Annotated in this window: 22 protein-coding genes; 8 read left to right on the forward strand and 14 right to left on the reverse strand. The window is 66.0% G+C overall.

Features of this window, described 5'->3' with window-relative positions; genetic code table 11:
* The first annotated feature begins 5 nt into the window (after positions 1-5).
* The 8 genes from METRZ18153_RS0100270 to METRZ18153_RS0100305 all read left to right on the forward strand — a co-directional run bounded on the left by METRZ18153_RS0100270 (position 6) and on the right by METRZ18153_RS0100305 (position 9,059).
* Positions 6-1,526, forward strand: coding sequence for a Ni/Fe hydrogenase subunit alpha (locus tag METRZ18153_RS0100270; protein WP_020162845.1), 1,521 nt, complete (start codon positions 6-8; stop codon positions 1,524-1,526).
* Positions 1,523-2,017 (forward strand): hydrogenase maturation protease, encoded by a 495-nt coding sequence (locus METRZ18153_RS0100275; RefSeq protein ID WP_020162846.1) that lies wholly within the window; start codon positions 1,523-1,525, stop codon positions 2,015-2,017. Before METRZ18153_RS0100270 ends, METRZ18153_RS0100275 begins: the two co-directional genes overlap by 4 nt.
* On the forward strand, positions 2,014-3,009 hold the full coding sequence (locus METRZ18153_RS0100280) for an NADH-quinone oxidoreductase subunit B family protein (protein WP_020162847.1): 996 nt from the start codon (positions 2,014-2,016) through the stop codon (positions 3,007-3,009). The genes METRZ18153_RS0100275 and METRZ18153_RS0100280 overlap by 4 nt, the downstream gene beginning before the upstream one ends.
* Positions 3,006-3,269 carry a hypothetical protein gene (locus tag METRZ18153_RS0100285; protein WP_020162848.1) on the forward strand — a complete coding sequence of 88 codons (264 nt, stop codon included), beginning with the start codon at positions 3,006-3,008 and terminating at the stop codon, positions 3,267-3,269. The genes METRZ18153_RS0100280 and METRZ18153_RS0100285 overlap by 4 nt, the downstream gene beginning before the upstream one ends.
* A gap of 31 nt (positions 3,270-3,300) precedes the next feature.
* Positions 3,301-4,764, forward strand: coding sequence for a nickel-dependent hydrogenase large subunit (locus tag METRZ18153_RS0100290; protein WP_020162849.1), 1,464 nt, complete (start codon positions 3,301-3,303; stop codon positions 4,762-4,764).
* Positions 4,765-4,867: 103 nt separating this feature from the next.
* Positions 4,868-6,280 (forward strand): Fic family protein, encoded by a 1,413-nt coding sequence (locus METRZ18153_RS0100295; RefSeq protein WP_020162850.1) that lies wholly within the window; start codon positions 4,868-4,870, stop codon positions 6,278-6,280.
* A 1-nt stretch (position 6,281) separates the two neighbouring features.
* Complete coding sequence (nikR, locus tag METRZ18153_RS0100300; protein WP_020162851.1) at positions 6,282-6,782, forward strand: nickel-responsive transcriptional regulator NikR; 501 nt, start codon at positions 6,282-6,284, stop codon at positions 6,780-6,782.
* A 150-nt stretch (positions 6,783-6,932) separates the two neighbouring features.
* Positions 6,933-9,059 (forward strand): TonB-dependent receptor, encoded by a 2,127-nt coding sequence (locus tag METRZ18153_RS0100305; RefSeq protein ID WP_051091661.1) that lies wholly within the window; start codon positions 6,933-6,935, stop codon positions 9,057-9,059.
* Between the two features lie 366 nt (positions 9,060-9,425).
* On the opposite strand, the gene dbpA is transcribed toward METRZ18153_RS0100305, so the two are convergent.
* The 14 genes from dbpA to METRZ18153_RS0100375 all read right to left on the reverse strand — a co-directional run bounded on the left by dbpA (position 9,426) and on the right by METRZ18153_RS0100375 (position 21,912).
* The gene (dbpA, locus tag METRZ18153_RS0100310) at positions 9,426-10,832 is read right to left on the reverse strand and encodes an ATP-dependent RNA helicase DbpA (RefSeq protein ID WP_020162853.1); all 1,407 of its coding nucleotides are present in this window, start codon (positions 10,830-10,832) and stop codon (positions 9,426-9,428) included.
* Positions 10,833-10,930: 98 nt separating this feature from the next.
* Positions 10,931-11,443: a superoxide dismutase family protein gene (sodC, locus tag METRZ18153_RS0100315; protein WP_020162854.1), complete on the reverse strand. Its 513-nt coding sequence runs from the start codon at positions 11,441-11,443 to the stop codon at positions 10,931-10,933.
* A 103-nt stretch (positions 11,444-11,546) separates the two neighbouring features.
* The gene (locus tag METRZ18153_RS0100320) at positions 11,547-12,023 is read right to left on the reverse strand and encodes a HugZ family pyridoxamine 5'-phosphate oxidase (RefSeq protein WP_020162855.1); all 477 of its coding nucleotides are present in this window, start codon (positions 12,021-12,023) and stop codon (positions 11,547-11,549) included.
* A 5-nt stretch (positions 12,024-12,028) separates the two neighbouring features.
* Positions 12,029-12,397: a cupin domain-containing protein gene (locus tag METRZ18153_RS0100325; protein WP_020162856.1), complete on the reverse strand. Its 369-nt coding sequence runs from the start codon at positions 12,395-12,397 to the stop codon at positions 12,029-12,031.
* Positions 12,398-12,482: 85 nt separating this feature from the next.
* On the reverse strand, positions 12,483-12,881 hold the full coding sequence (locus tag METRZ18153_RS0100330; protein WP_020162857.1) for a cupin domain-containing protein: 399 nt from the start codon (positions 12,879-12,881) through the stop codon (positions 12,483-12,485).
* A 136-nt stretch (positions 12,882-13,017) separates the two neighbouring features.
* The gene (locus tag METRZ18153_RS19855; RefSeq protein ID WP_020162858.1) at positions 13,018-13,431 is read right to left on the reverse strand and encodes a DM13 domain-containing protein; all 414 of its coding nucleotides are present in this window, start codon (positions 13,429-13,431) and stop codon (positions 13,018-13,020) included.
* A gap of 48 nt (positions 13,432-13,479) precedes the next feature.
* Entirely contained in the window at positions 13,480-13,908 is a 429-nt protein-coding gene (locus METRZ18153_RS0100340; protein ID WP_020162859.1) for a hypothetical protein, read from the reverse strand.
* Between the two features lie 44 nt (positions 13,909-13,952).
* A complete protein-coding gene (locus tag METRZ18153_RS0100345) occupies positions 13,953-14,231 on the reverse strand; it encodes a hypothetical protein (protein ID WP_020162860.1) in 279 nt (92 codons plus the stop codon).
* A 401-nt stretch (positions 14,232-14,632) separates the two neighbouring features.
* The gene (locus tag METRZ18153_RS0100350; protein ID WP_020162861.1) at positions 14,633-15,331 is read right to left on the reverse strand and encodes a class I SAM-dependent methyltransferase; all 699 of its coding nucleotides are present in this window, start codon (positions 15,329-15,331) and stop codon (positions 14,633-14,635) included.
* Positions 15,332-15,845: 514 nt separating this feature from the next.
* Entirely contained in the window at positions 15,846-16,862 is a 1,017-nt protein-coding gene (locus METRZ18153_RS0100355; protein WP_029143455.1) for an SDH family Clp fold serine proteinase, read from the reverse strand.
* A gap of 1,322 nt (positions 16,863-18,184) precedes the next feature.
* A complete protein-coding gene (gene arsN2, locus METRZ18153_RS20430) occupies positions 18,185-18,622 on the reverse strand; it encodes an arsenic resistance N-acetyltransferase ArsN2 (RefSeq protein WP_081629046.1) in 438 nt (145 codons plus the stop codon).
* An 89-nt stretch (positions 18,623-18,711) separates the two neighbouring features.
* Entirely contained in the window at positions 18,712-19,194 is a 483-nt protein-coding gene (locus tag METRZ18153_RS0100365) for a YcxB family protein (RefSeq protein WP_020162864.1), read from the reverse strand.
* 610 nt (positions 19,195-19,804) lie between these two features.
* Positions 19,805-21,343, reverse strand: coding sequence for a transposase (locus METRZ18153_RS0100370; RefSeq protein ID WP_020162865.1), 1,539 nt, complete (start codon positions 21,341-21,343; stop codon positions 19,805-19,807).
* Between the two features lie 152 nt (positions 21,344-21,495).
* Complete coding sequence (locus METRZ18153_RS0100375; protein WP_020162866.1) at positions 21,496-21,912, reverse strand: acyl carrier protein; 417 nt, start codon at positions 21,910-21,912, stop codon at positions 21,496-21,498.
* Positions 21,913-21,966: the final 54 nt, after the last annotated feature.

Here is a 21,966-nt window from a genome sequence, read left to right on the forward strand (position 1 = left end):
GGATCATGGATACGCGCCCGCTCGAAACCGCTGCCGACTCCAAAGGATTGCGCCGCATCGCGATCGATCCGCTGTCGCGCGTCGAAGGCCATGGCAAGGTGACGCTGCTACTCGACGACGACAACCGCGTGCGGCAGGCGCGGCTGCACATCGTCGAATTCCGCGGCTTCGAGAAATTCATCGAAGGCCGGCCCTACTGGGAAGTGCCGGTCATGGTGCAGCGGCTGTGCGGCATCTGCCCGGTGTCGCACCATCTGGCCGCATCTAAGGCCTTCGATCGCGTGGTCGGCGGCTGGCCGGTGCCGCCGGCGGCCGATCGCATCCGCCGCCTCATGCACTACGGCCAGATCGTGCAGAGCCACGCGCTGCACTTTTTCCACCTCGCCTCGCCCGACCTGCTGTTCGGTTTCGACGCCGAGGTCGATCGGCGCAACATCGTCGGCGTGGCCGCCGCCTTTCCGGACGCCGCGAGTCAGGGCGTCATGCTGCGCAAGTTCGGTCAGGAGGTGATCCGCATCACCTCGGGCAAGCGTATTCATGGCACCGGCGCCATACCCGGCGGCATGAACCGCGCGGTCGATCCGGCCGAGCGCGACGCGCTGCGCGCCGAACTGCCGCAGGTACTGGCCTGGGCGCAGGACGCGGTGTCGCTTGCCCGCCGGCTGCACGAAAGCCTGCCGGCGCGCTACGCCGACTTCGCCGACACGCCGGCGGCCATGATGTCGCTGGTCGGCCGCGACGGCGCGATGGAGCTGTACGACGGCGTGCTGCGGCTGCGCGAAGCCGACGGGCGCATTGCCATCGACGGCTTCGACGACCAGCGCTACCGCGAACTGATCGCTGAAGCGGTCAAGCCCTGGACCTATATGAAATTCCCCTACCGCCGCGACCTCGGTGTCGACGACGGCTGGTACCGCGTCGGACCGCTGGCGCGCGTGCAGAACTGCGACTTCATCCCGACGCCGCGCGCCGAAGAGGCGCGCCAGGCCTTCGTCGCCGCACACGCGGGGCGGCCGGTGCACGCGGTGCTGGCCACCCACTGGGCACGCATGATCGAACTGCTGCACGGCGTCGAAACGGTCGCCGCGCTGCTCGACGATGCGCTGATCACCGGCGGTCCGCTGCAGGCCGAGGGGCCGCGCCAGCGCTCGGGCATCGGCATCATCGAAGCGCCGCGCGGCACGCTGATCCACGAATACGAAGTCGGCGACGACGACCTGGTTACGCGCTGCAATCTGATCGTATCGACCACGCACAACAACCAGGCGATGAACGAGGCGGTGCGCGCTGTGGCGCTGCGCTATCTCGACGGCGAAACGATTACCGAAGGCCTGCTCAATCACATCGAGGTGGCCGTGCGCGCCTACGATCCCTGCCTGTCCTGCGCCACGCACGCGCTCGGTCAGATGCCGCTGGCGGTGAGCCTGCGCGCGGCCGACGGTCGCGTGCTCGACCACGTGCTGCGCAGCTCGACCGGCGAACTGCTGCGCGACGGCCCGGCGCACGACGCCGAGGCGGCGCAATGACGGCGCCGCTGCTGGTGCTGGGCTGGGGCAATCCGAGCCGCGGCGACGACGCGCTCGGCCCGATGCTGGTCGATGCGCTGGCGGCGTATGCCGGACGCGCGCTGCCCGCCGGCAGCGTGGAGTGCCTCAGCGACTACCAGCTGCAGATCGAGCACGCGCTCGATCTGGTCGGCCGCGAACGCGTGCTCTTCGTCGACGCCGCACGCGGGCTGGATGCCGCCTGTCAGATGCGCAGGGTCGAGCCGCAGCGCGAGCGCCAGATCACCAGCCACGCGCTGTCGCCGGAAGCGCTGCTGCAGGTATTCGTCGATCTGCAGCGCCGCGCACCGCCGGTGTGTGATGTACTGGCCATCCGCGGCCGCCGCTGGGAACTGGGCGAGGAGCCGGATGCGCAGGCCGAGGCCGATCTCGAACAGGCGCTCGCCCGGGCGCGCGGCTGGCTGCACGACGCCGTCGCCTGCGGCGCGCACACCGAAGGAGTGAATGCATGAACGTGCTCTGGTTGCAGTCCGGCGGCTGCGGCGGCTGCAGCATGTCGCTGCTGTGCGCCGACACCGACGATTTCCACGGCCAGCTGCGCGACGCCGACATCGATCTGCTGTGGCATCCGTCGCTGTCGCTGGACAGCGGCACTGAGGTGACCGCGCTGCTCGGCCGCATCCTCGACGGCGATCTGCCGCTGGACGCGCTGTGCGTCGAAGGCTCGCTGCTGCGCGGGCCGAATGGCACAGGGCGTTTCCACATCATGGCCGGCACCGGTCTGCCGATGATCGAATGGGTGCGCAAGCTCGCCGCTAAGGCGCGCCACGTGATCGCCATCGGCAGCTGCGCCGCCTGGGGCGGCGTCACTGCTGGCGGCGACAATCCGACCGACGCCTGCGGCCTGCAGTACGAGGACGACGTGCGCGGCGGCCTGCTGGGCAGCGACTTCCGCGCCGCGGGCGGCCTGCCGGTGATCAATATCGCCGGCTGTCCGACCCACCCGAGCTGGGTGCTCGACACGCTGATGGCGCTGGCCGCCGACGGCTTCACTGACGCCGATCTCGACACACTGGGCCGGCCGCGCTTCTACGCCGACCAGCTGGTGCACCACGGCTGCACGCGCAACGAGTACTACGAGTTCAAGGCCAGCGCCGAAAAGCCTTCGGACCTCGGCTGCATGATGGAACACATGGGCTGCAAGGGCACGCAGGCGCACGCCGACTGCAACACCCGGCCGTGGAACGGCGAAGGCTCCTGCACCCGCGGCGGCTACGCCTGCATCAGCTGCACCGAACCCGGCTTCCAGGAACCCGGCCACCCCTTCCACGCCACGCCCAAGCTCGCCGGCATCCCGATCGGCCTGCCGACCGACATGCCCAAGGCCTGGTTCGTCGCGCTGGCGTCACTGTCGAAGTCGGCGACGCCGAAGCGGGTCAAGGTGAACGCGGTGTCGGACCATGTCGTGGTGCCGCCTGTGGCGCGAAGGACAAGATTGAAGTGACAGTGTTTCTGACCGCCACCTCGCCGTTCCGGGCCAAGGCGGATCTCATCGGCGAGCCGGTGGGCCTTCTGTTCGAGTTCATTGCGCGTTTCCTGTTCAGGATCATGTCCACCCTTTTCGGCCCGGAGGGCCAGGACGGTTATGGCCTGTCTGACTGGATACTGTTGATTGCGTTGTTGACCGGGGTGGCGATCGGGATCGCGTGGGCGGCGATGACCTTGATCCGCGTAACGCACAAGAAGGGAAAGGAAAGACGTTGAGGGTTACTGATAGCAAGAGGGCACTCTCCGCATGACCCGTCTCCTCGTCGGTCCCTTCAACCGCGTCGAGGGCGATCTCGAAGTGACGCTGGACGTCGCCGACGGGCGTGTCGCGTCGGCGCACGTCAATGCGCCGATGTACCGCGGCTTCGAGCAGATACTGCGTGGGCGCGAGCCGCATGATGCGCTGGTGTATGTGCCGCGCATCTGCGGCATCTGTTCGGTGTCGCAGTCGGTGGCGGCGGCGCGCGCACTGGCTGCGCTGGGCGGCATCACGATGCCGGCCAACGGCCAGCACGTGACCAATGTGATCCTTGCCACCGAAAACCTGGCCGACCACCTGACTCACTTCTACCTGTTCTTCATGCCGGATTTCGTGCGCCCGGTGTATGCCAGCCGGCCCTGGCATGCCGAGGCGGTACGCCGGTTCACGCCGCAGACCGGCGAACAGGTGCGCGCCGCGATCGCCGCGCGCCAGCGTTGGTTCACGCTGCTCGGCACGCTGGCCGGCAAGTGGCCGCACACGCAGAGCATCGACCCCGGCGGCTCGACGCGCGCCATCGACGCTGCCGAGCGGGTGCGCCTGCTGGCCCGCGTGCGCGAATTCCGCCGCTTCCTCGAAACCCACACTTATGCCGCGCCGCTGGAACAGGTGGCCGCGCTCGATTCCGAAGCCGCGCTCGACGCCTGGCATCACTCGGCACCACTCGCCGACCCGCTGCACGGCGACCTGCGCTTCTTCCTGACCGTCGCGCGCGACGCGGCGCTGGCCACGCTCGGTGCCGGCCCCGGCCGCTTCCTCAGCTACGGCGCCTACCCGCAGCCGGAGGGCGGCACCGCGCTGGGCGCGGGTGTCTGGCACGCCGGCACGCTGTCGCCGCTCGACCCGGCCGCCATCCGCGAAGACGCCACGTACGCCTGGCTGAGCGACGCCGGCGGCCCGCAACATCCGCGCAGCGGCGTTACGCGGCCGGAGCCGGACAAGCCCGGCGCCTACACCTGGAACAAGGCGCCGCGGCTGGCCGGCGAGGTGGTCGAAACAGGCGCCATCGCGCGCCAGCTGGCGAGCGGCCATCCGCTCATCGTCGACCTGGTCGGCCGTTACGGCGGCACCGTCTACACCCGCGTCGTCGCCCGCCTGCTCGAACTGGCGCGCGTGGTGATCATGATGGAAGACTGGCTGCGCGCCGTGCGACCGGGCGAACCGTTCTGCACGCCCGGCCGGCTGCCGGACGAAGGCAGCGGCGCCGGCCTCGGCGAAGCGGCGCGCGGCAGCCTGGGCCACTGGATTTCGGTGCGCGACGGTCGCATCGCCAATTACCAGATCGTCGCGCCGACCACCTGGAACTTCTCGCCGCGCGACGCCGCCGGCCGCCCCGGCGCGCTGGAGTCGGCGCTCGAAGGCGCACCGGTGCGCGACGGCGAAACCACGCCGGTGGCGGTGCAGCACATCGTGCGGTCCTTCGATCCGTGCATGGTGTGCACCGTCCACTGAGCGGGAGCGGCATGCGGGACATCGAATTGCGCCATATCCCGGTTGGCGCGATTCCCTGTTTTGTGCCAATATTGTGGCGCGATAATAGAATTGCGCCACTTGAATGACCCGGCCTCGTTCGTCCATTGATCCGCATACGCTCGCCGCACTGATCGCCCGCCACGAAGACGGCGTCGGTGTGGACGGCCTGCTGCGCGTGCTCGGCGACGGCGTTGCACGCCGTACGCTGCAGCGCCGGCTGGCCGAGCTGGTCGCGCAGGGCCGCGTGCTGACGCGCGGCGAAGCGCGGGCGCTGAAGTATTTCGCGGCGCCGGCGGGTTCTGCAGTGACGGTGATGGAGCCTCTGCCGTCCGCTGCGCCGGCGCCCTATGTGACGCTGTCGACCGAGGGCGCCGAGCTGCGCGACCTGGTGCGCAGGCCGCTGCATCTGCGCCGCCCGGTCGGCTACGACATCGGCTTCGTCGAGCGCTATCGCGCTAACGACACCTTCTATCTGCCCGAGCCGCTGCGCGCGCAACTGCACGCGCTCGGCCGCTCACCGGTCGGCGAAGCGGCGGCGGGCACCTTCGCCGGCGACATCCTGAACCGGCTGCTGATCGACCTGTCCTGGGCCTCGTCGCGGCTGGAGGGCAATACCTATTCGCGGCTCGATACCGAACGTCTGATCGAACTGGGCGAGATCGCCGAGGGCAAGGACGCGCTCGAAACGCAGATGATCCTGAACCACAAGGCGGCCATCGAGTATCTGGTGCATGGCGCCGGCCGCATCGGCGTCGATCGCGAAACGCTGCTGTCGCTGCACGCGCTGCTGTCCGACGGCCTGCTGCACGATCCCCAGGCCGGCGGCCGGGTGCGCAGCCGCGCGGTCGAGATCAGCGGCTGCGTGTACCGGCCGCTGGCGCTGCCGCAGCAGCTCGACGAGCTGTTCGGCATCGTCACCGACATCGCTGCCGACATCGAAGACCCCTTCGAGCAGGCCTTTTTCCTGATGGTGCATTTGCCCTATCTGCAGCCCTTCGAGGACGTGAACAAGCGGGTGTCGCGGCTGGCCGCCAACATTCCGCTGATCCGCACCAATCTGTGCCCGCTGTCCTTCATCGACGTGCCGCAGCAGGCCTACGTCGATGCGATGATCGCGGTCTACGAGCTGAACCGCATCGAGCTGCTGCGCGACGTGTTCGTCCAGGCCTACGCGCGCTCCTGCCAGCAGTATGTCGCCGTCAAGCAGCAGCTGGTGCCGCCCGACACCTTCCGCCTGCGCCACCGCAAGGCGCTGACCGAAGCGGTGCGCGCCATCGTGCTGGGCAGGCGGCCGGCGAGTGCGGCGGCCGCGCGCGAGGCGACGCCGGCCACTGTGGCGGCGGACGACCGGGCGCGCTTCGTCGAACTGGTGCTGCAGGAGTTCCGCTCGCTGCACGAGGGCAATGCGGTCCGCTTCGGCCTGCGTCCGCTGGAATTTGCCGACTGGCTGGCCACGCACGGCGGGTCGATCAACACGAGCTCATCGGAGTCATGACATGCAGCGCTTCACCATTTCCCTCGACGACCAGCTGGCCGCGCAGTTCGACGACTGGATCGCGCAGCGTGGCTACGGCAATCGTTCGGAGGCGGTGCGCGACCTGTTCCGTGCCGAACTCGACCGCACGGCGCAGCAGACCGGCAGCGCGACGCACTGCGTGGCCTGCCTGTCCTACGTGTTCAATCACCACGAACGCGACCTGGCCGAGCGCATCATCAGCCTGCAGCACGCGCACCATGACCTCACGGTGTCGTCGATGCACGCCCACCTCGACCACGACTACTGCCTCGAAACCGTCATCCTGAAGGGCGAGATCGCCGCGGTGCGGCAGTTCGCCGACGCGGTGTGCGCCGAGCGCGGCGTGCACCACGGCAAGATCAACGTGATCAGCGTCGAGCTGGATGCAGGCCACCACCACGCGGGCCCGGGCGGACATCGCTACACGCGGCGACACGAGCGCGGCGGCCAAGGCCACGTGCACATCAAGCCCAGTACCTGACGCCAGCGCCGCTGCCGCAGCATCGACCGGAATGGCAGCGCGCTGACCACCGTGTGACCGGCTGTCGCGCCGGAACGCTTGCCCGGCGTGGTGCCATCGACTGGCACGCTTCTCGCGTATGAAGACTGTTCCAAATCTTCATACAAAAAGATGAACGCGAAAAAAGACTTTTCCGGGAAGGTGTTGCGGAGGCCTTCGGCGTCCGTGCAGGGAGTTCTGCCGCTGCTGTGCGTGCCCGTGATCGGGGCATGGGGCACCGCGCTGGCGCACGAAGCGGCGCCGTCGGCTCACCACCTCGACGCGGTGACCATCGAGGGCCACTACGACAACGCGGTCGGCACGTCCGATGCCGCCAGCCAGGGCCGGGTCACCGCGCGGCTGATCGAGAACCGGCCGACGCTGCGACCGGCCGAGGTGCTGGAATTCGTGCCGGGCGTCATCGTCACGCAGCACAGTGGCGGCGGCAAGGCGAACCAGTATTTCCTGCGTGGCTTCAACCTCGACCACGGCACCGACTTCGCCACCTATATAGATGGCATGCCGGCCAACATGCCGACGCACGCGCACGGTCACGGCTACACCGACCTGAACTGGCTGATACCCGAACTGGTCGGTCGCATCGACTACCGCAAGGGGCCTTACTACGCCGAAGAGGGTGATTTCGCGTCGGCCGGTTCGGCGCGGCTGCGGCTGGTCGACCGGCTCGATTACGGCACCGCCGAAGTGACCCTCGGTCAGGACGGCCACCGGCGCGGGCTGCTGATGAATTCGCACGCGCTCGGCGCCGGCACGCTGCTGTACGCGCTCGAAACCTCGCGCAGTGACGGCCCCTGGGACAACCCGGAAGACTTCCGGCGCATCAACGGCGTGCTGCGCTACACGCTGGGCGAGGGCGCCAACCGCACCGCACTTACCGCGATGGCCTACACCGCGCGCTGGGACTCGACCGATCAGATTCCGCTGCGCGCCGTGCAGTCCGGCCTGATCGGCCGCTATGGCACGGTGGACCCGACGGACGGCGGCAAGACGCAGCGCTACAGCCTGTCGGTCGACCACCAGCGCGCCTACGACGACGGTGCCTTCCGCTTCAACGCCTACGCCATCCAGTCGGAGCTGGACCTGTGGTCCAACTTCACCTACTTCCTCGAAAACCCGGCCGACGGCGACCAGTTCCGCCAGTCCGAACAGCGCACCGTGCTCGGCATGGCGATGAGCCGCAGCTGGGACGGCCAGTTCGCCGGCCGGCCGATGACCAACACGCTGGGCGTGCAGCTGCGACACGACCGCCTGAGCCCGGTCGGGCTGTATTCGACGGTCGCGCGCAGCACCACCGGCGCGATCCAGCAGAGCCGCGTGCGTCAGACCAGCGTCGGTCTGTTCGGCGAGAACAGCGTGCAATGGACGCCCTGGCTGCGCAGCCTCGCCGGCCTGCGCATCGACCGCTACGACTTCGACGTCGCCAGCTCGATCGCCGCCAACAGCGGCGACGCCTCCGACCACATCGCCTCGCCCAAGCTGTCCTTCGTGTTCGGGCCGTGGGCGCGCACCGAGTACTTCGTGAACTACGGCTACGGCTTCCACAGCAATGACGCCCGCGGCACCACGGCGCGCGTCACCGCCAAGGGCGGGCTGCCGGCGGACCCGGTCGACGCGCTGGTGCGCACCAAGGGTGGCGAAGTCGGCGTGCGCACCGAGTGGGTTCCCGGGCTGCAGAGCTCGCTTGCCGTGTGGACGCTGAAGCTGGATTCGGAACTGCTGTTCGTCGGCGACGCTGGCGAAACCGAGCCCAACCGCGCCAGCAAGCGCAGCGGCATCGAGTGGAACAACCGCTGGACGATGCGTCCCTGGCTGCTGCTGGACCTCGACATCGCCGCCTCGCGCGCCCGCTTCACCGAGGACGACCCGGCCGGTAACCACGTGCCGGGCGCCGTCGACCGCGTCGTCGCCGCCGGCCTCAGCCTGACCGAAGACAACCCGCTGGCCAACGGCTGGTTCGGCCATCTGCAGTTGAGGCATGTCGGCCCGCGTCCGCTGGTCGAGGACAACTCGGTGCGCTCCGACTCGACCACGCTGGCCTATCTGCGCATCGGCCACCGCCTCACCCGCGACCTGCGGCTGATGCTGGACGTGTTCAATCTGTTCGACAGCGGCGACAACGACATCGAGTACTTCTACACCTCGCGTCTGCGCGGCGAAGCGGCAGGCGGCGTCGATGACCGCCATTTCCATCCGGTCGAGCCACGCAGCGTACGGCTGACCCTGAATGCGCGGTTCTGAGTGCTTGAACCGTGCGGGCGGCCGGAGCTCGGGCGGTTTGGGAGAGGGTCTTGACCCCGACAGCGGCCGGTATCGGAGTCTGAGGCCTGTCGCCGCTGCGTCGCGGCCAAGGCCGCTCCCACGAGGATCGCTCCCTGTTCGCCGCCGGAGCGGGGTTTTGTGGGAGCGAGCTTGCTCGCGATTGCGGCTCGAATCGAAGCCGCCGGCCCGCCAGCGCCGCATCGCGACCAAAGGTCGCTCCCACAGGGGCTGAGCCCGATCCGCCGCCGAAGCCTGGGCGCGGGTTCTGTGGGAGGGGTCTTGACCCCGACAGCGGCCTGAATCTAAGCCTGCAGACAGCAGCGGCTGTGTCGCGACCGAGGCCGCTTATTCCTCCACCAGCTTCACCTTCACGTACCGCCCCTTCACCATGCCGCCATCCAGCCGCAGCACTGCCTCCTTCGCGATGCTGCGATCGACGGCGACGAAGGTAAGGTAGTCGGTCACGTCGATGCGGCCGATCTGTTCGCGGGTGAAGCCGGCGTAGGCGGTGAGCGCGCCGAGCACGTCGCCGGGACGCATCTTTTCCTTGCGGCCGCCCAGTATCTGCAGCGTGGCCATCGGCGGCACCAGCGGTGCGTCGCTGCTCGCTTCGAGTTCGGCCAGCGTGCCCCACTCCAGCGGCCGGCCCTGCGCTTCCTCGATGCGCTGCGCGCGCACCTTTTCGAACGGGGCGACCAGCGCCCAGGCCGCACCTTCGGCGTCGCCGCGGCCGGTGCGGCCGATGCGGTGCACGTGCACCTCGGGGTCGGGCGTCAGTTCGACGCTGATCACCGCGTCCAGCGCGTCGATGTCCAGCCCGCGCGCGGCGACGTCGGTAGCCACCAGCACCGACACGCTGCGCTGGGCGAAGCGCAGCAGCGCGCGGTCGCGATCGCGCTGTTCCAGGTCGCCCGACAGTTCGATCGCCTCGATGCCGGCTTCGCGCAGCGCTGCCACCACCTCGCGGCAGCGCCGCTTGGTGTTGCAGAAGGCGATGGTGCTGACCGGCCGGTAATGGCGCAGCAGGCGCAGCACCGCTTCCGGTCGCTGCGCCTCGTCGACCTCGAAGAAGCGCTGGCGGATCTTGTGTTCGGCGTGCTGCATCTCGACCGCGATGCGCTCAGGCGTGCGCAGGAACTGCGCCGCCAGCCGCTCGATGCCATCCGGAAAGGTGGCCGAGAACAGCAGCGTCTGCCGCTCGCGCGGGCACTGGCGCGCGACGTGCGTGATGTCGTCGACGAAGCCCATGTCGAGCATGCGGTCGGCCTCGTCGAGCACCAGCGTATTCACGCCGCGCAGGTCGAGCGTGGCGCGTTCCAGGTGGTCGATGATGCGGCCCGGCGTGCCGACGATGACGTGCGCGCCGTGCGACAGGCTGTCGACCTGCGGGCCGATCTTGCTGCCGCCGCACAGCGTGAGCACCTTGATGTTGTCGGTACCGCGCGCCAGGCGGCGGATTTCCTTCGCCACCTGGTCGGCCAGTTCGCGCGTCGGGCACAGCACCAGCGCCTGCGGCGAGAACCAGCGCGGGTTCAGCCGGGCCAGCAGCGGCAGCGCGAAGGCGGCGGTCTTGCCGCTGCCGGTCTTCGCCTGCGCGATCAGGTCGCGCCCGGCCAGCGCGACCGGCAGCGCGGCGGCCTGCACCGGCGTCATCGCGTCGAAACCGAGCGTGCGCAGGTTGGCGAGGGTGTCGGGCGACAGCGGCAGGCTGTCGAAGGCGGTGTCGGGGGAGGGGGAAGCAGCGGAGGTCATGCCGGATTATCCGCGATCCGGCGTCGCGGCGCCCCTGGTCAACTGTCGCAGCCCTGCCGCATGCAGCGGGGCTGCGACTTAGTAAGCGGCAATGCCGCTCAGCGGATCACGCCGCAGGCCACGCGGGCGCCGCCGCCACCGAGCGGGGCCGGGTGGTCGGCGTGGTTGTCGCCGCCGGCATGCACCATCAGCGAGCGGCCGGCCACGTCGGCCGCTTTGAGTCGCGGCGCGAGCACCGGGTTGGTCGCGTTGCCGGCCGCGTCGACGTAGAGCGGCGGCAGATCGCCGAGGTGGCCGTCGCCCCACGGCGTGCCGTGCTTGTTGCTGCCCGCCGGATCGTAGTGGCCGCCGGCTGCCAGCGCCGGCACCTTCTTGCCGTCCTTGTCCATCGGCTCGCAGCTCGGGTTCTGGTGCACATGGAAGCCGTGCAGTCCGGGCGGCAGGCCCTGCAGTGCCGGCGTGAACACCAGGCCGTAGCGCGTTTCGGAAATCGTCACGTTGCCGACCGGCGTGCCGACGCCCTGCTCGTCCACCACGCTGACCGGGACCACGACATCGGCGCTGGCCGCACCGCTGGTGGCCACCATCAACGCAAGAATCATCTTTTTCATCTGACATCCTCCTTGAGCTCGTCCTTCGGATGCGACGCCATCGAACTGTGCGCGTCGTGCGACAAGCATATCGTCATCACGCCGCCAGGCGGACGACAATCTTTCAGGCGCGACCGGCGACGATGTCGGCAAAGCCCACCGCAGTAAGCGAGCGCGCCTGCGCGAAGCCGCCGACGAAGCGCGCCGACAGCACTGAAATCGCGAACAGCGAGAAGTCGCCGAAGGAGAACAGCTCCGCGCTCTCCGGCAGCCGCGCCAGATAGGCGGCGCGCGCGTCGTCATAGCCGGGCGCGCCGGCTAGGCAGGGTTCGGCCCGCCCGCGCACGCTAAGCCGCGGCAGCGCCAGCGGCGACTCGCCGGCCGCCAGCGGCGCGGTGATCAGCAGCGCGACCTCGGGGTGGGCGCGCATATCGGCGGTGTGGCTCGCCAGCGCGCTGACGTGGATGACGAAGCAGCCATCGGCGCGCAGCGCCCACGGCACCATCGAAACGGCCGGCTCGCCGTCGTGCAGCGTCGCCAGCGCCGCCACCGGCTGGCTGGCGAGCAACTGGCGCAGTGCCTCGGCCTGTTCGGCGGTCATCGTGTTCAGGCGCGCCAGGGCAGGTTCATCACCGTGCCGTCGGGTAGCGCCACCGTGTCGCCCAGCGGCATCGCCGACACGAATTCGCTGTCGCTCTCCGCGAAGATCTGGTGCACCGCATGCGCCGGCAGGATGAGCGTGTCGCCAGCGGCGTAACGAAGCTCATGCCCGTCCACCGTCGCCCGCCCGCTGCCGCTGAGGATGAGCACCACCTCTTCGCCGCTGTGGCGGTGCGGCGGGGTCGCGGCGCCGGCTTCCATGCGACCGCGCCACATTTCGATCTGCCGCGCGCCATTGCCCGGCGTGGCGACGCCGGCGATGTGATTGCCCTGCATCGAGTGGGTCTGGTTGCGGGCGCGCGGGAAGAGGGTCATGACGGTTCTCCGTAAGGGGGCGGAAAGGCGGCGCCAGTGTGCCCCTCGCCCTCGTGCGCTGCCGTGAAGCCCGCCACGCCCCCGATCAGGCGGGCGGCCAGGGCTGGACCTTGTCCTGCTCCGCCGGGTCGTTGCGCGCCACCACCGCGCGCGCCGGCTGCGTCGCGCTCAGGTTCAACGCCTCGTGCGGCACACCCGGCGGCACGAACAGGAACTCGCCGGCCCGGCTGATCACCTCGTTCTCCAGCGATTCACCCCAGCGCGTGAGCACCTCGCCCTCCAGCACATAGATGCCGGTTTCGTAGCCGAGGTGCAGATGCGGCGCCGACCGCGCACCCGGCGGAATCACCACCAGATGCATCGACAGGCCGCGTGCGCCGACAGTCTGGCCGGAAATGCCGACGAAGTAGGGCAGGCGCTGCGCGGTGGAGACTTCCGTCGTCGGTGCGACGGCGTGTACGCGAAGGTTCTCGGCGGTGTGCATGGCATCCTTCCTCAGTGTTCCGCTTCCGGTGGGACACGGCGAATGGCGCCCAGTGGCACCGATTGTCGACGGCCCGTCCCTAGCGGTAGCGCGCGGCGGTGATGAACTGGTTAAAGGTTTCGCACCATACGATCACCTATGAATAGTCGGACGGGTTGACCGAGGCGGGCACTGGCACGACGAAGTTGCGGAAGGTGCGAACGTCGCCGACCCTCACCATGCGGGCCTTGAGCCGGAGGAAGTCGGCTTCGGTCTCGACGAATTCCGGCGACAGATAGAGCTTGTAATCCGGGCCGGGCGCCAGCTCGCCCTCGAACACGATGGCCTCCGCGCCGATCGACACCTTGCCCTCGCCCCAGTGCAGCGCATCGCTGTCTTTCAGATCGCGACGGAAGTGGCCTTCATGGCGCGCCGCTGTCCCCTGCGCGGCCACCTCTTTGGCCGATGGCGCAGGCGGCGCGATCAGGATCGGCAGCGCGTAGATGCCGAGCGCGAAGCCGATGGCGGCCGCCAGGGTATGCGTCAGCGCGAGGAGCAGCGATTTCTTCATGGCGTGTCCGGTCATCAGGGCGGCGGCATCACGGAGCCGCCATCGGCGTCAGCGCCCGCAGCCGCATGGCGTGCGGCCGCGGCCGTTACAGAAAGTGCAGGGCACGTACCGGCCGAGCACCAGGCCGGCGCTGCCCGGTCCCTCGCCCGAACCATGGCAGATGCCGCAGAGCACAGAGCCGCTGTTGCCGCAGCGCTTGCAGTCCGGGGTGCCCGCTGACACGCTGCGCCCGCGGCGGCCCGTCCGCGGGCGCTCGCCGATCCGCAGGCCGATCTTCTCGGCAATCAGGCCCGATACCGCCAGCAGTGCGACGGTGAGTACGCCCTTGAGCCAGACGGGCGGCATGTCGGCTGACCAGATCAGTCCCAGGCCACCAAAGACTGCACAGACGACCAGCAGCTCGAGCAGGGTGCGCCAGAACAGCAGGATCAGGCACGCGCCGGCAAGGGTGAGGGCGACGAGGGCTTCGGGCGTCATGATGACCTCCGTCAGGGAGCGGGTCGCGTGGCCGGCGCGCCGCGCTATTCGTCCTTCTTCGGCTCCAGCACGAACACCATGCCCAGCGCGCCGACCGAGACCGTGCGTTCATTTACCGTCGTGTAGGACGCGATGCCGAAGGGATGATACGTCGACGTGAAGGCCGTCAGTGCCCCGATGCCGAGCACGCCGGCCAGCGGGCTGCGTTCGGCGATGACCTCCTTGATCTTCGCGCGGTGCTGCTCGGGCGAAGGATTGAGCAGAAACGCGGCGGCGGTCACTGCCGTCGCGACCACTGCGGAAATGACGGCGGTCTTGGCCATGGCGTAATGAGCGGAAAGTGCCTGACGATTGAGGGGAGGGGCAAGGCAGTGCATCGACCGATAAGCGCGCGCAGGGTCAGAAACAGCGCGGAAGGCCCCAGCGAGCGCCCGTGCCCCCCTTGGGTGCCTGGGTCAGCGGCACTGCATGGCGGTGAACCTTACCGCGCAGTTGATCTGGTGTCTCCCCTGACACCGTTCGTCGATACGGACGGCTCGACGCGTGGCGCCCGCGTGGGCGCGGCGCTGCAATCGGACACTACCGCCGGAAAGAAAGCCGAAAAGCCGCTGGCGCCGTTACCCGCGCGCGATCTTCTTGGGACTCGACGCTACCGTTCACCCGCGGTCCGGTTGCCGCGAACTGGCGAGGGCAACCGGACTGGAAACGACCGTCGCACGGCATTTCACGTCGAGCGCCGTGCGCACCAGGCATGGACGAAACCTGCCTGGTAGAACTGGACAGGACGGCTGAAGCCACCGCGTCCGATAATGGCCTCGACCTCGCCCGGCGGAAGAATGGCCACATCCTTCGCCCATGCCGCGTGCGTTTTCTCGATTGCGTCAGCGGGCACCTTGGCCGCGTGGAGCATGCTGACCCAGGCTTTCAGCAAGGTGTCGTACTCGGGTGAGCCCACCGCCGACGACAGATCCGCGCTGGCCAGAATGCCCCCCGGGTGCAACCTCGCAGCGATGGAGCGGAAGAAGCGGGCGCGTTCGTCCTGATCAAGAAAGAACTGCGACACCATGAAGCACGTGGCTGCATCATGAGGCTCGATATCGGGCAAGGATTCCAGATAGCCTTCGTGAAACATGCAGCGCGAGGCGAACGACTCCTTCTCCGCTCTCTGGCGACAGACATCGAGCATCGCTCCGGACGGCTCCACGGCCGTGAAGCGCCAGTGCGGAAACTTCTTGGCCAGGTAGGAAAGCTCCGCACCTGCGCCCAATCCAACACACAGTATCCGGGCGCTGTCAGGCAGCCCGGAGAATATCCATTCAAGCTGAAAATGAAGGCCTTCGTGAACGGGCGCAAGTTTCTGCTGCTGCTGTTCATAGCCGGAAGCCTGCTGATCAAACACGGCTTTAAGTTCGTCCTGGTTCATGCGCGGAGAGCCCGATAAAGTCTGATGACGCTACAGAAAAGCCCCATCGCGGGGCAAGTGATTGCGTCCGGCCGTCGTCGGCAAGAGGTCGCTCACCGTCTTACAGGTGGGTTGGGCCGGGACAAGTTCATCGTCCAGGCGGTAGACGCTGGGTAACAGCACAATGCCGCGATCACCGAGCCAGCGAAGGCAGGTTGCGCGTGACGAAGCGTTTGCCCTACGGTTGATCTGAACTGAAGCAGGCCAGCGGCGCTTGCAACGGCCTACGCCCTCAATGCCTCAGAAAACTAGCACACGCGCATGACGCGAGAAGGGGCTGCCCGGCGCGTGAGCGGCGTGCGCAGCGACTGCTACCGCTGACCGCGGCAGTCGCCAACTTGGGCGCTGCGCGCGGACTCGGACCGCCCGCGAGAAAAACAAAGAACCGGTGACGTTCAACGTTCGAGTTCAGCCGCAGGCCGCGCCATGCCGTTGACCGTCGGCTGCAACGAGGGGTTAGGCATCGCTCGGTGCGCTACGCAATGTGCATGATGCTACGTCTAAGCTTGCCGCCAGCCTTCTCAATCTGGCGCCAGCTACTGTTGTCGTTCATGGTTATCCACCGTCGCTCTTCACTACGGTAGAACCAATCCTTGTCGTGTTGGTAGAAGACTTGGAGATTCTTCCCCTCAAGAATGTTCAGTATTTCATTGCCATGGGCGCGTATCTCGTCAAAGTCGGTTGTCGCCTTCTGTCCCATTTCACTGTATAGCCGATTCAGCTCGAGGAGCAGTGCATTGACTTCTAATGGCATGGGACCGGCCTTGAGCCCAATCTTTGCAGCTTCGTTGAGCAGGATCGGGTAGCTATGAGATGGGTACTTTGAATTGAGCGTAGCCGCAATCTTATGCGCCACCTCTTCGCTCTCAATGTGATACGCCAGCAGCTCCTGGCAAAGCATCATCGAAAGTGACTCGGCACGATCGATCGCCCCGATAACCAGTGGATGCACATACGCAAACAAGCTCTTGTAAGCGTTGTCGGCTTGATCAGGCTGTTCCGATCGCCAACGACCTATAACTCGATTCAGTTCGTCCAGGCTGACGCTGACTCGATCGTTGTCGCGATCAACCGGTGAGAGTGCGTGATTCAGCGATGTGTCTACGGCTGTCAGATACGCGGTAGGCCCCATCAGAATTTTGTTGGCCCCCAAGGTGATCATCGTGGCAGCGGACGCGCATTCAAGCGGGACCAACGCAACAAGATTCTTGCAGTGCTGCCGTAGGAGATTGACCATTCGAAGCGAAACCTGCCCGCTGCCGCCATCTGACTTGATGAACAAGTACAGCGTCTCATGATTCCCTAGGCGTTCAAGAACTGCACTGAGAGCGACGACATCACTTGAGCAAACAGAGCCTCTCGGATTGTTCCAGTACGTGATAAGGGGGCCGCCCAGCAAATTGCTAGCTCGTTCGATGACTGCTTGAGTCTTGGCGAAGAGTACGGGCGGCTGCTTGACTTTTGGCTTCTCGGGAGGATCAGATCTATTCATTCGGCGATGTGAAAGTGGGCTGCTTGCGATGTCCAACGTGAGGTGGCCGGCGCGCGAAGGGAGCGAGGTCAACCGCCATGTTATGGCGCTTCATAGAGGCCCAAGCCGCACTGTCTGCAGCGTCGCTCGGCGCCGAAGTTTGCTTCTTGATATGACAGCCACGCGCGACCACACCTCGGGCAAGGCCATCGGACGATACGAAAAGCAGACCGAGCCCAAAGTAGAGCCCATACGACCATGACGATTGGAAACGCAAACTGCGTTGTCTCTGGGCTCGACGGCTTGATCAGGATCGCTAGCGCGACCGTGCAGGGCATGCCTGCAACAAGGCCGAGCGTTGCGATGACATTGCGGCGGCGATATTGATGCCACGCTGCGGGAATTGCTCTACGCATTAGCGCCATAGCGTTCGACGTAAGGGGCTGGCCGCAGGCCAGTCCGGGTTAGGCCTGGTGCGCATGTAGCAGGAGCGGGACAAGGACGGCGAACACTATGCCAAAGAGCGCAAGCAGACCGAAGACGATAGAAGAGAGTATTGCGCCACCCTTGAATTGGAGCGGGCTGCCGATTGCTGATTTGGCCCTAGGACCCAAGTACCAGCCACCTACGGTGACGAGAAGCGCGAAGCTCAACAGAACTGCCAGTGAGATTGGCAGGGGGCTCCCAGCGGCGCGATGAAGAAGTGCACCCACAAAGCCGGCGAAGACGAGCAGAGCTCCAAAGATGAGCGAATGCAGCCAACTTATCTGGGCCCTGCCATAAAGGAAGGCCGAGGCCTTCGCGAAGAGAGCATAGAGGAAAGGCAGAAGAAGAAGCGGCAAGAACGCAATGGCAGTGGTCATTTGGACGATATGACGATGCGAATGACAGGCCTAACGCCGTAGTTGTGCGGTCGCCGGAGCGGCGGAGCCGCGCAGGGCACCCAAAGCGCAGCTTTGGGCATCCGTTCGAACGCAGTGTTGGACGGCGCCGAGGCCGTTAGCGCAGGCACGTTGTGCATGACGAAGCCGTTGCACCCCACAGTTGATCTGAACTGAACCAGGGCCAGCGGCGCCTGCGAAGGCCTACCGCGCCCAACGCCTTGAAACACTAGCACAAAGGCATGGCGCAACAAGGGGTGAACTCACTTGCACTCGGAGTGCTGCCGCCACCACTCTCGCTGACCGTTGCAGTCGCCAGCTCGGGCGCGTAACGCCGACTTGGACTGCCCGTCAGATATACGAAGAACCTGTAACGTTCAACGGTGAAAGTAACCGGACGCCGTGCGAGGCGGATGGAGGCAACCCAAAGGCGGGGGTTTGGCGGTCCGTTTGGCTGGAGTGTCAGGCCGCAGTGGCGACACGCTTGGCTAAGAATGCTGAAGAAGCGGGGCAGAGGCTTGTGAACTGCGATGTGGCCTGAATAGCCTTTGGTGCGGCAACGCGCGAGACAGGCAGATAGCCGAGCGCCAGAAAGAAGCGCTCAGCGGTGGTTGTGAGGAGGAATAGAGTCTCGACACCTTGGGATGCGGCAAATGACTCGACAAACCTGACCAGGGAGCGAGCGAAACCGCGACCACGGAAGGATGGCTCAACTGCAAGGGAGCGCAGCAAAGCAGCGGTTGGATAGAGTTCGACGCCAACTACAGCCGCCAGCGTGCCGGCAGAGCGGATGCCGAAGAACTGAACCGGGGAACCAGCGGCGATATCGGCCACCGGCAAGGCACACGCTTTCAAAAGCGAAATCACGTCTTGAGCAGCAGGTTCGGGCGCGATGTGCATTTATGTGGGCTAACGTGCTAGCTCAGGGCGACCGGAGGCCGGAGGGAACCGGGAAGCGCAGCTTGCGTGGCGTCCCCTGGAGCGGCGGGTTAGCCCTTGCGGAGAGCGGATAGGCATGATTTGAACGCCTCAAGGTCTTCGTGCTCAGCGAAACAATGCTTGGGAACCATGTTGAAAAGCGTATCGGAGTGATACAGCAAGAGCATCTTTCGGTTCTCCTTCACCTTCGTTAAGTCGGACCACCGGATCTTGCCCTCGCTGTCTTCCGACCGGAAGAAGACCATTTCTCTATCCCACCAGAACCTGTGCTTCAGATGAAGGTTCTTCTGTTGGCGGTATATACGCTTTGCGCGGTAGGGAATGATGATGAGAAATAAGATGGCCAGCCAACCGAACATTCCCGCTAAGGCGCCAATTGCCGCACCAGCCGGCAACCGGCCTTCCGCATAGGCTCCTACGACAACGATGACGGCGCCGGCTACGAGAAGGACGGAGAGTGAAGCGCTAGGCGTTGCATGCAGCCTTTGCGCGCAAACCACGTCCTCTTCGGTGACAGTGAGCGTGTGGGTCATAGGGCTAACGTGGAAGTGAGCGACCTGCGCGGCTTTTCGTGTAGGTCCGCTCGACTAAAGGGTTAGGCATCGGCAACAGCCCCTCCTCGCAAGCGCTCACGTACGTGTGCCTTGGGTGATACATGTTCAACGAGGCTACGGTGTGCGCCGAAACAGGCGACCAAATAAAGACATTAGCATACCCGACGTGAGAGCCGGCAGGCCGACAAAGACCATGCCGAGGATGCCCTTAGTTGGAACAAGATCAACGCCGAAAAGTACAGCCAGACCAAGAACTCCGGCAGATAGCGCGCCGAACCAAAGACACCAACGAGTAACCGTGCCGCGAATGGCCTCGCGACCCTTCCCGCTCAGGACCGCAAGAAGCAGCAAACCGAGTGGCAGGCCAGCTGCAAGCAAAGCAAAGTAGTCGGACGATCCCACGAGATGCCTAACGACGCTGTAGAAATACCCCATTCCGGGGCAAGCGGTTGTGACCGGCGCACGCCGGCTCAAAGTCGTTCATCATCGTTTCAGTCTCTCGATCTTCGCTTCATCGTCGTCCCCTGACGTCAGCGCCGGCCGCTGCCCGACGCGCTCGAAATGGCGTCGGTCTCTGCCGCCAGCTTACCTAATTCGCGTATCCATGGTGCCCGAGCTTTTCGATGTTGTGCACCAGGCAGTACAGCTTCCACTGCCCATCCACCTTCTCCCGCCCGCGCAGCGTGAAGCGACTGAGCCGTTTGTTGTGCCGCAGGTTGCCGAACACGGGCTCGACGGTGGCAAACCGCGCAGCGATCATCCGTTTGCCGTCCGTGGAATCGATGCGCCGCTTCATCCGCTCGGTGTGTGATTCGGTGGGGCCTCGCTTGCCGCGGAAGAAGGCGACCTGTCGCACTTTCGTTGTGCCCGGCGTGCGCAGGCAGCGGCTGCGCTGCTCGCACGGCACGCAGTCGCGCGCGGCGCCGGTGTATTTGGTGGCGGCGTAGCCGTTGATCGTGCATTCACCGCCGTTGCGATAGAGGCGCTTGCCCGCTGGGCACAGGCAGTGGCTGCGGTCCTCGGCTTCGGTGAAGTCGGTGTTGGCGTAGGGCTTGTTCTTGCCGGCGGTGCGCGCTGCCTTCGCCTTCTCGCTCTTGTCCCACAGCGTGTCGGGTTTCGCTTTGTGCTTGGCCTGATCGGCGTATCTGGGGTCACGCTGCCTGTAGCCGTTGTCGCACACCCACGCGGGAATGCCGCGCTTATCCAGTTCGGCGAGGTTCTTCTCGGAGTGATAGCCCGCGTCGGCGCAGATCGCGGTGTCCTGGCTGCGCTGAGCGGAAGAGGCGTCGATCACCGGCAGCAGCAGTTCCTGTTCCGATCCGGTGCCGTGCGCCTGCGCATTGACCACGATCTGGTGGGCGGCATCGACGGCGGCCACGCCGGTATAGCCCTGGAGCACGCCCTTGGCGGTGGCCATCTTGGCCGATTCGTTGTCGGTACGATTCGAGAGGCGAACCGCGCCCTTGGCGCCGCGTCGGTCGTCCGGGTGGCGCGCAAGCCAGTCTCGGATCTTTGCCGCTTCGCTTGAAAGTCTTTCGCGGGTGCGCTGCGCACGGGCTGCCTCGTCGTCGCAGCCGGCGGCATCGCGCGCCTTCTGCTCACAGATCATGCGCTGCACGGCCGCTTCCATCTTCGCCGCCTCGCGCTCGAAATCGGCACGGGTGCCGCTCTTCGCCTTGGATGCGTTCGACGGCAGCTTCACACCGTCGATGGCGAAGAGCTCGCGCCCGATCAGCCCTTCGCGGTCGCACACCAGCAGCACCTCGGTGAAGAGCGCTTGGGCCTCATTGCCGAGACTGCTGACGAAGTGCGCGACGGTTGTGAAGTGCGGCGCGCTATCGCCGGAGACGGCCATGAACAGCACGTTGGTGCGGCAGGCAGTGGCGATGGATCGGGAGCTGATCAGCCCGCGCGAGTAACCAAGCAGCACGATCTTGAGCAGCACGGCCGGATCGAAGGCCGGAGCGCCGCCTGCGTCGTTGGTGTAACGCTCGCGCAGGGCAGACAGATCGAGTTCGTTGTCGACCAGGTGGCAGAGTGCGAACTCGAAGGTGCCGGGCAGCACCTGCTGCGCGAAATCGACCGGGATCAACTTCAGGCCGTAGTCGGGTGTCTTGAATCGCGGCATCGCGGGGCTCCGTAGAGGCGATGCGGAATCATAACAACGGCATGTGAACGGGTGACGGTGGGGAGGGGTTTTTCTACAGCCTCAACGTTTGAGTTCAGCGGTCGGTGAAATGCGCAGCATTGTGCCGATCCGCTGGAATGATTAGTTCGGCGTCATGTGGACAGCGTCTTCCTGTGCACAAAAGTGATGACGTCGTGGACAGTTTTGGTGTCTTCCGCCTCCTTGTCCGAGATCACGATTCTGAAGCGCTTTTCAAGTGCTTCGACAAGGGTAACGTCGACCATAGAGTCGCTCTCCAAGAGGAACCGCAAGTTACGAGAGAAGTCATCACCGGGGATCATCCGGGACACATCAACTTGGAGTTCGTCTGCAAGGACTTGCCGAACTCCGGTTACTACCTCGCGAGATATGCCAGAGTCTTGATAGAACGCTGCATAGAAGTCGTCATCCGATAGCGACTCCCGACCACGAAACGTGTTTTCGAACTGCGTATCCACTCGTCGCTTCTCAAAGAAGAACCAGACCCCAACAGTGAGAGCGAGGACCGAAATTCCGAGCGCAGTATTCATGACGCCGAACGTTGAAGCTGAGCCGCGAGCGGCGGCCTGCCGACGCGAGTCGGC

Source organism: Methyloversatilis discipulorum (assembly GCF_000385375.1).
Lineage (GTDB): Bacteria > Pseudomonadota > Gammaproteobacteria > Burkholderiales > Rhodocyclaceae > Methyloversatilis > Methyloversatilis discipulorum_A.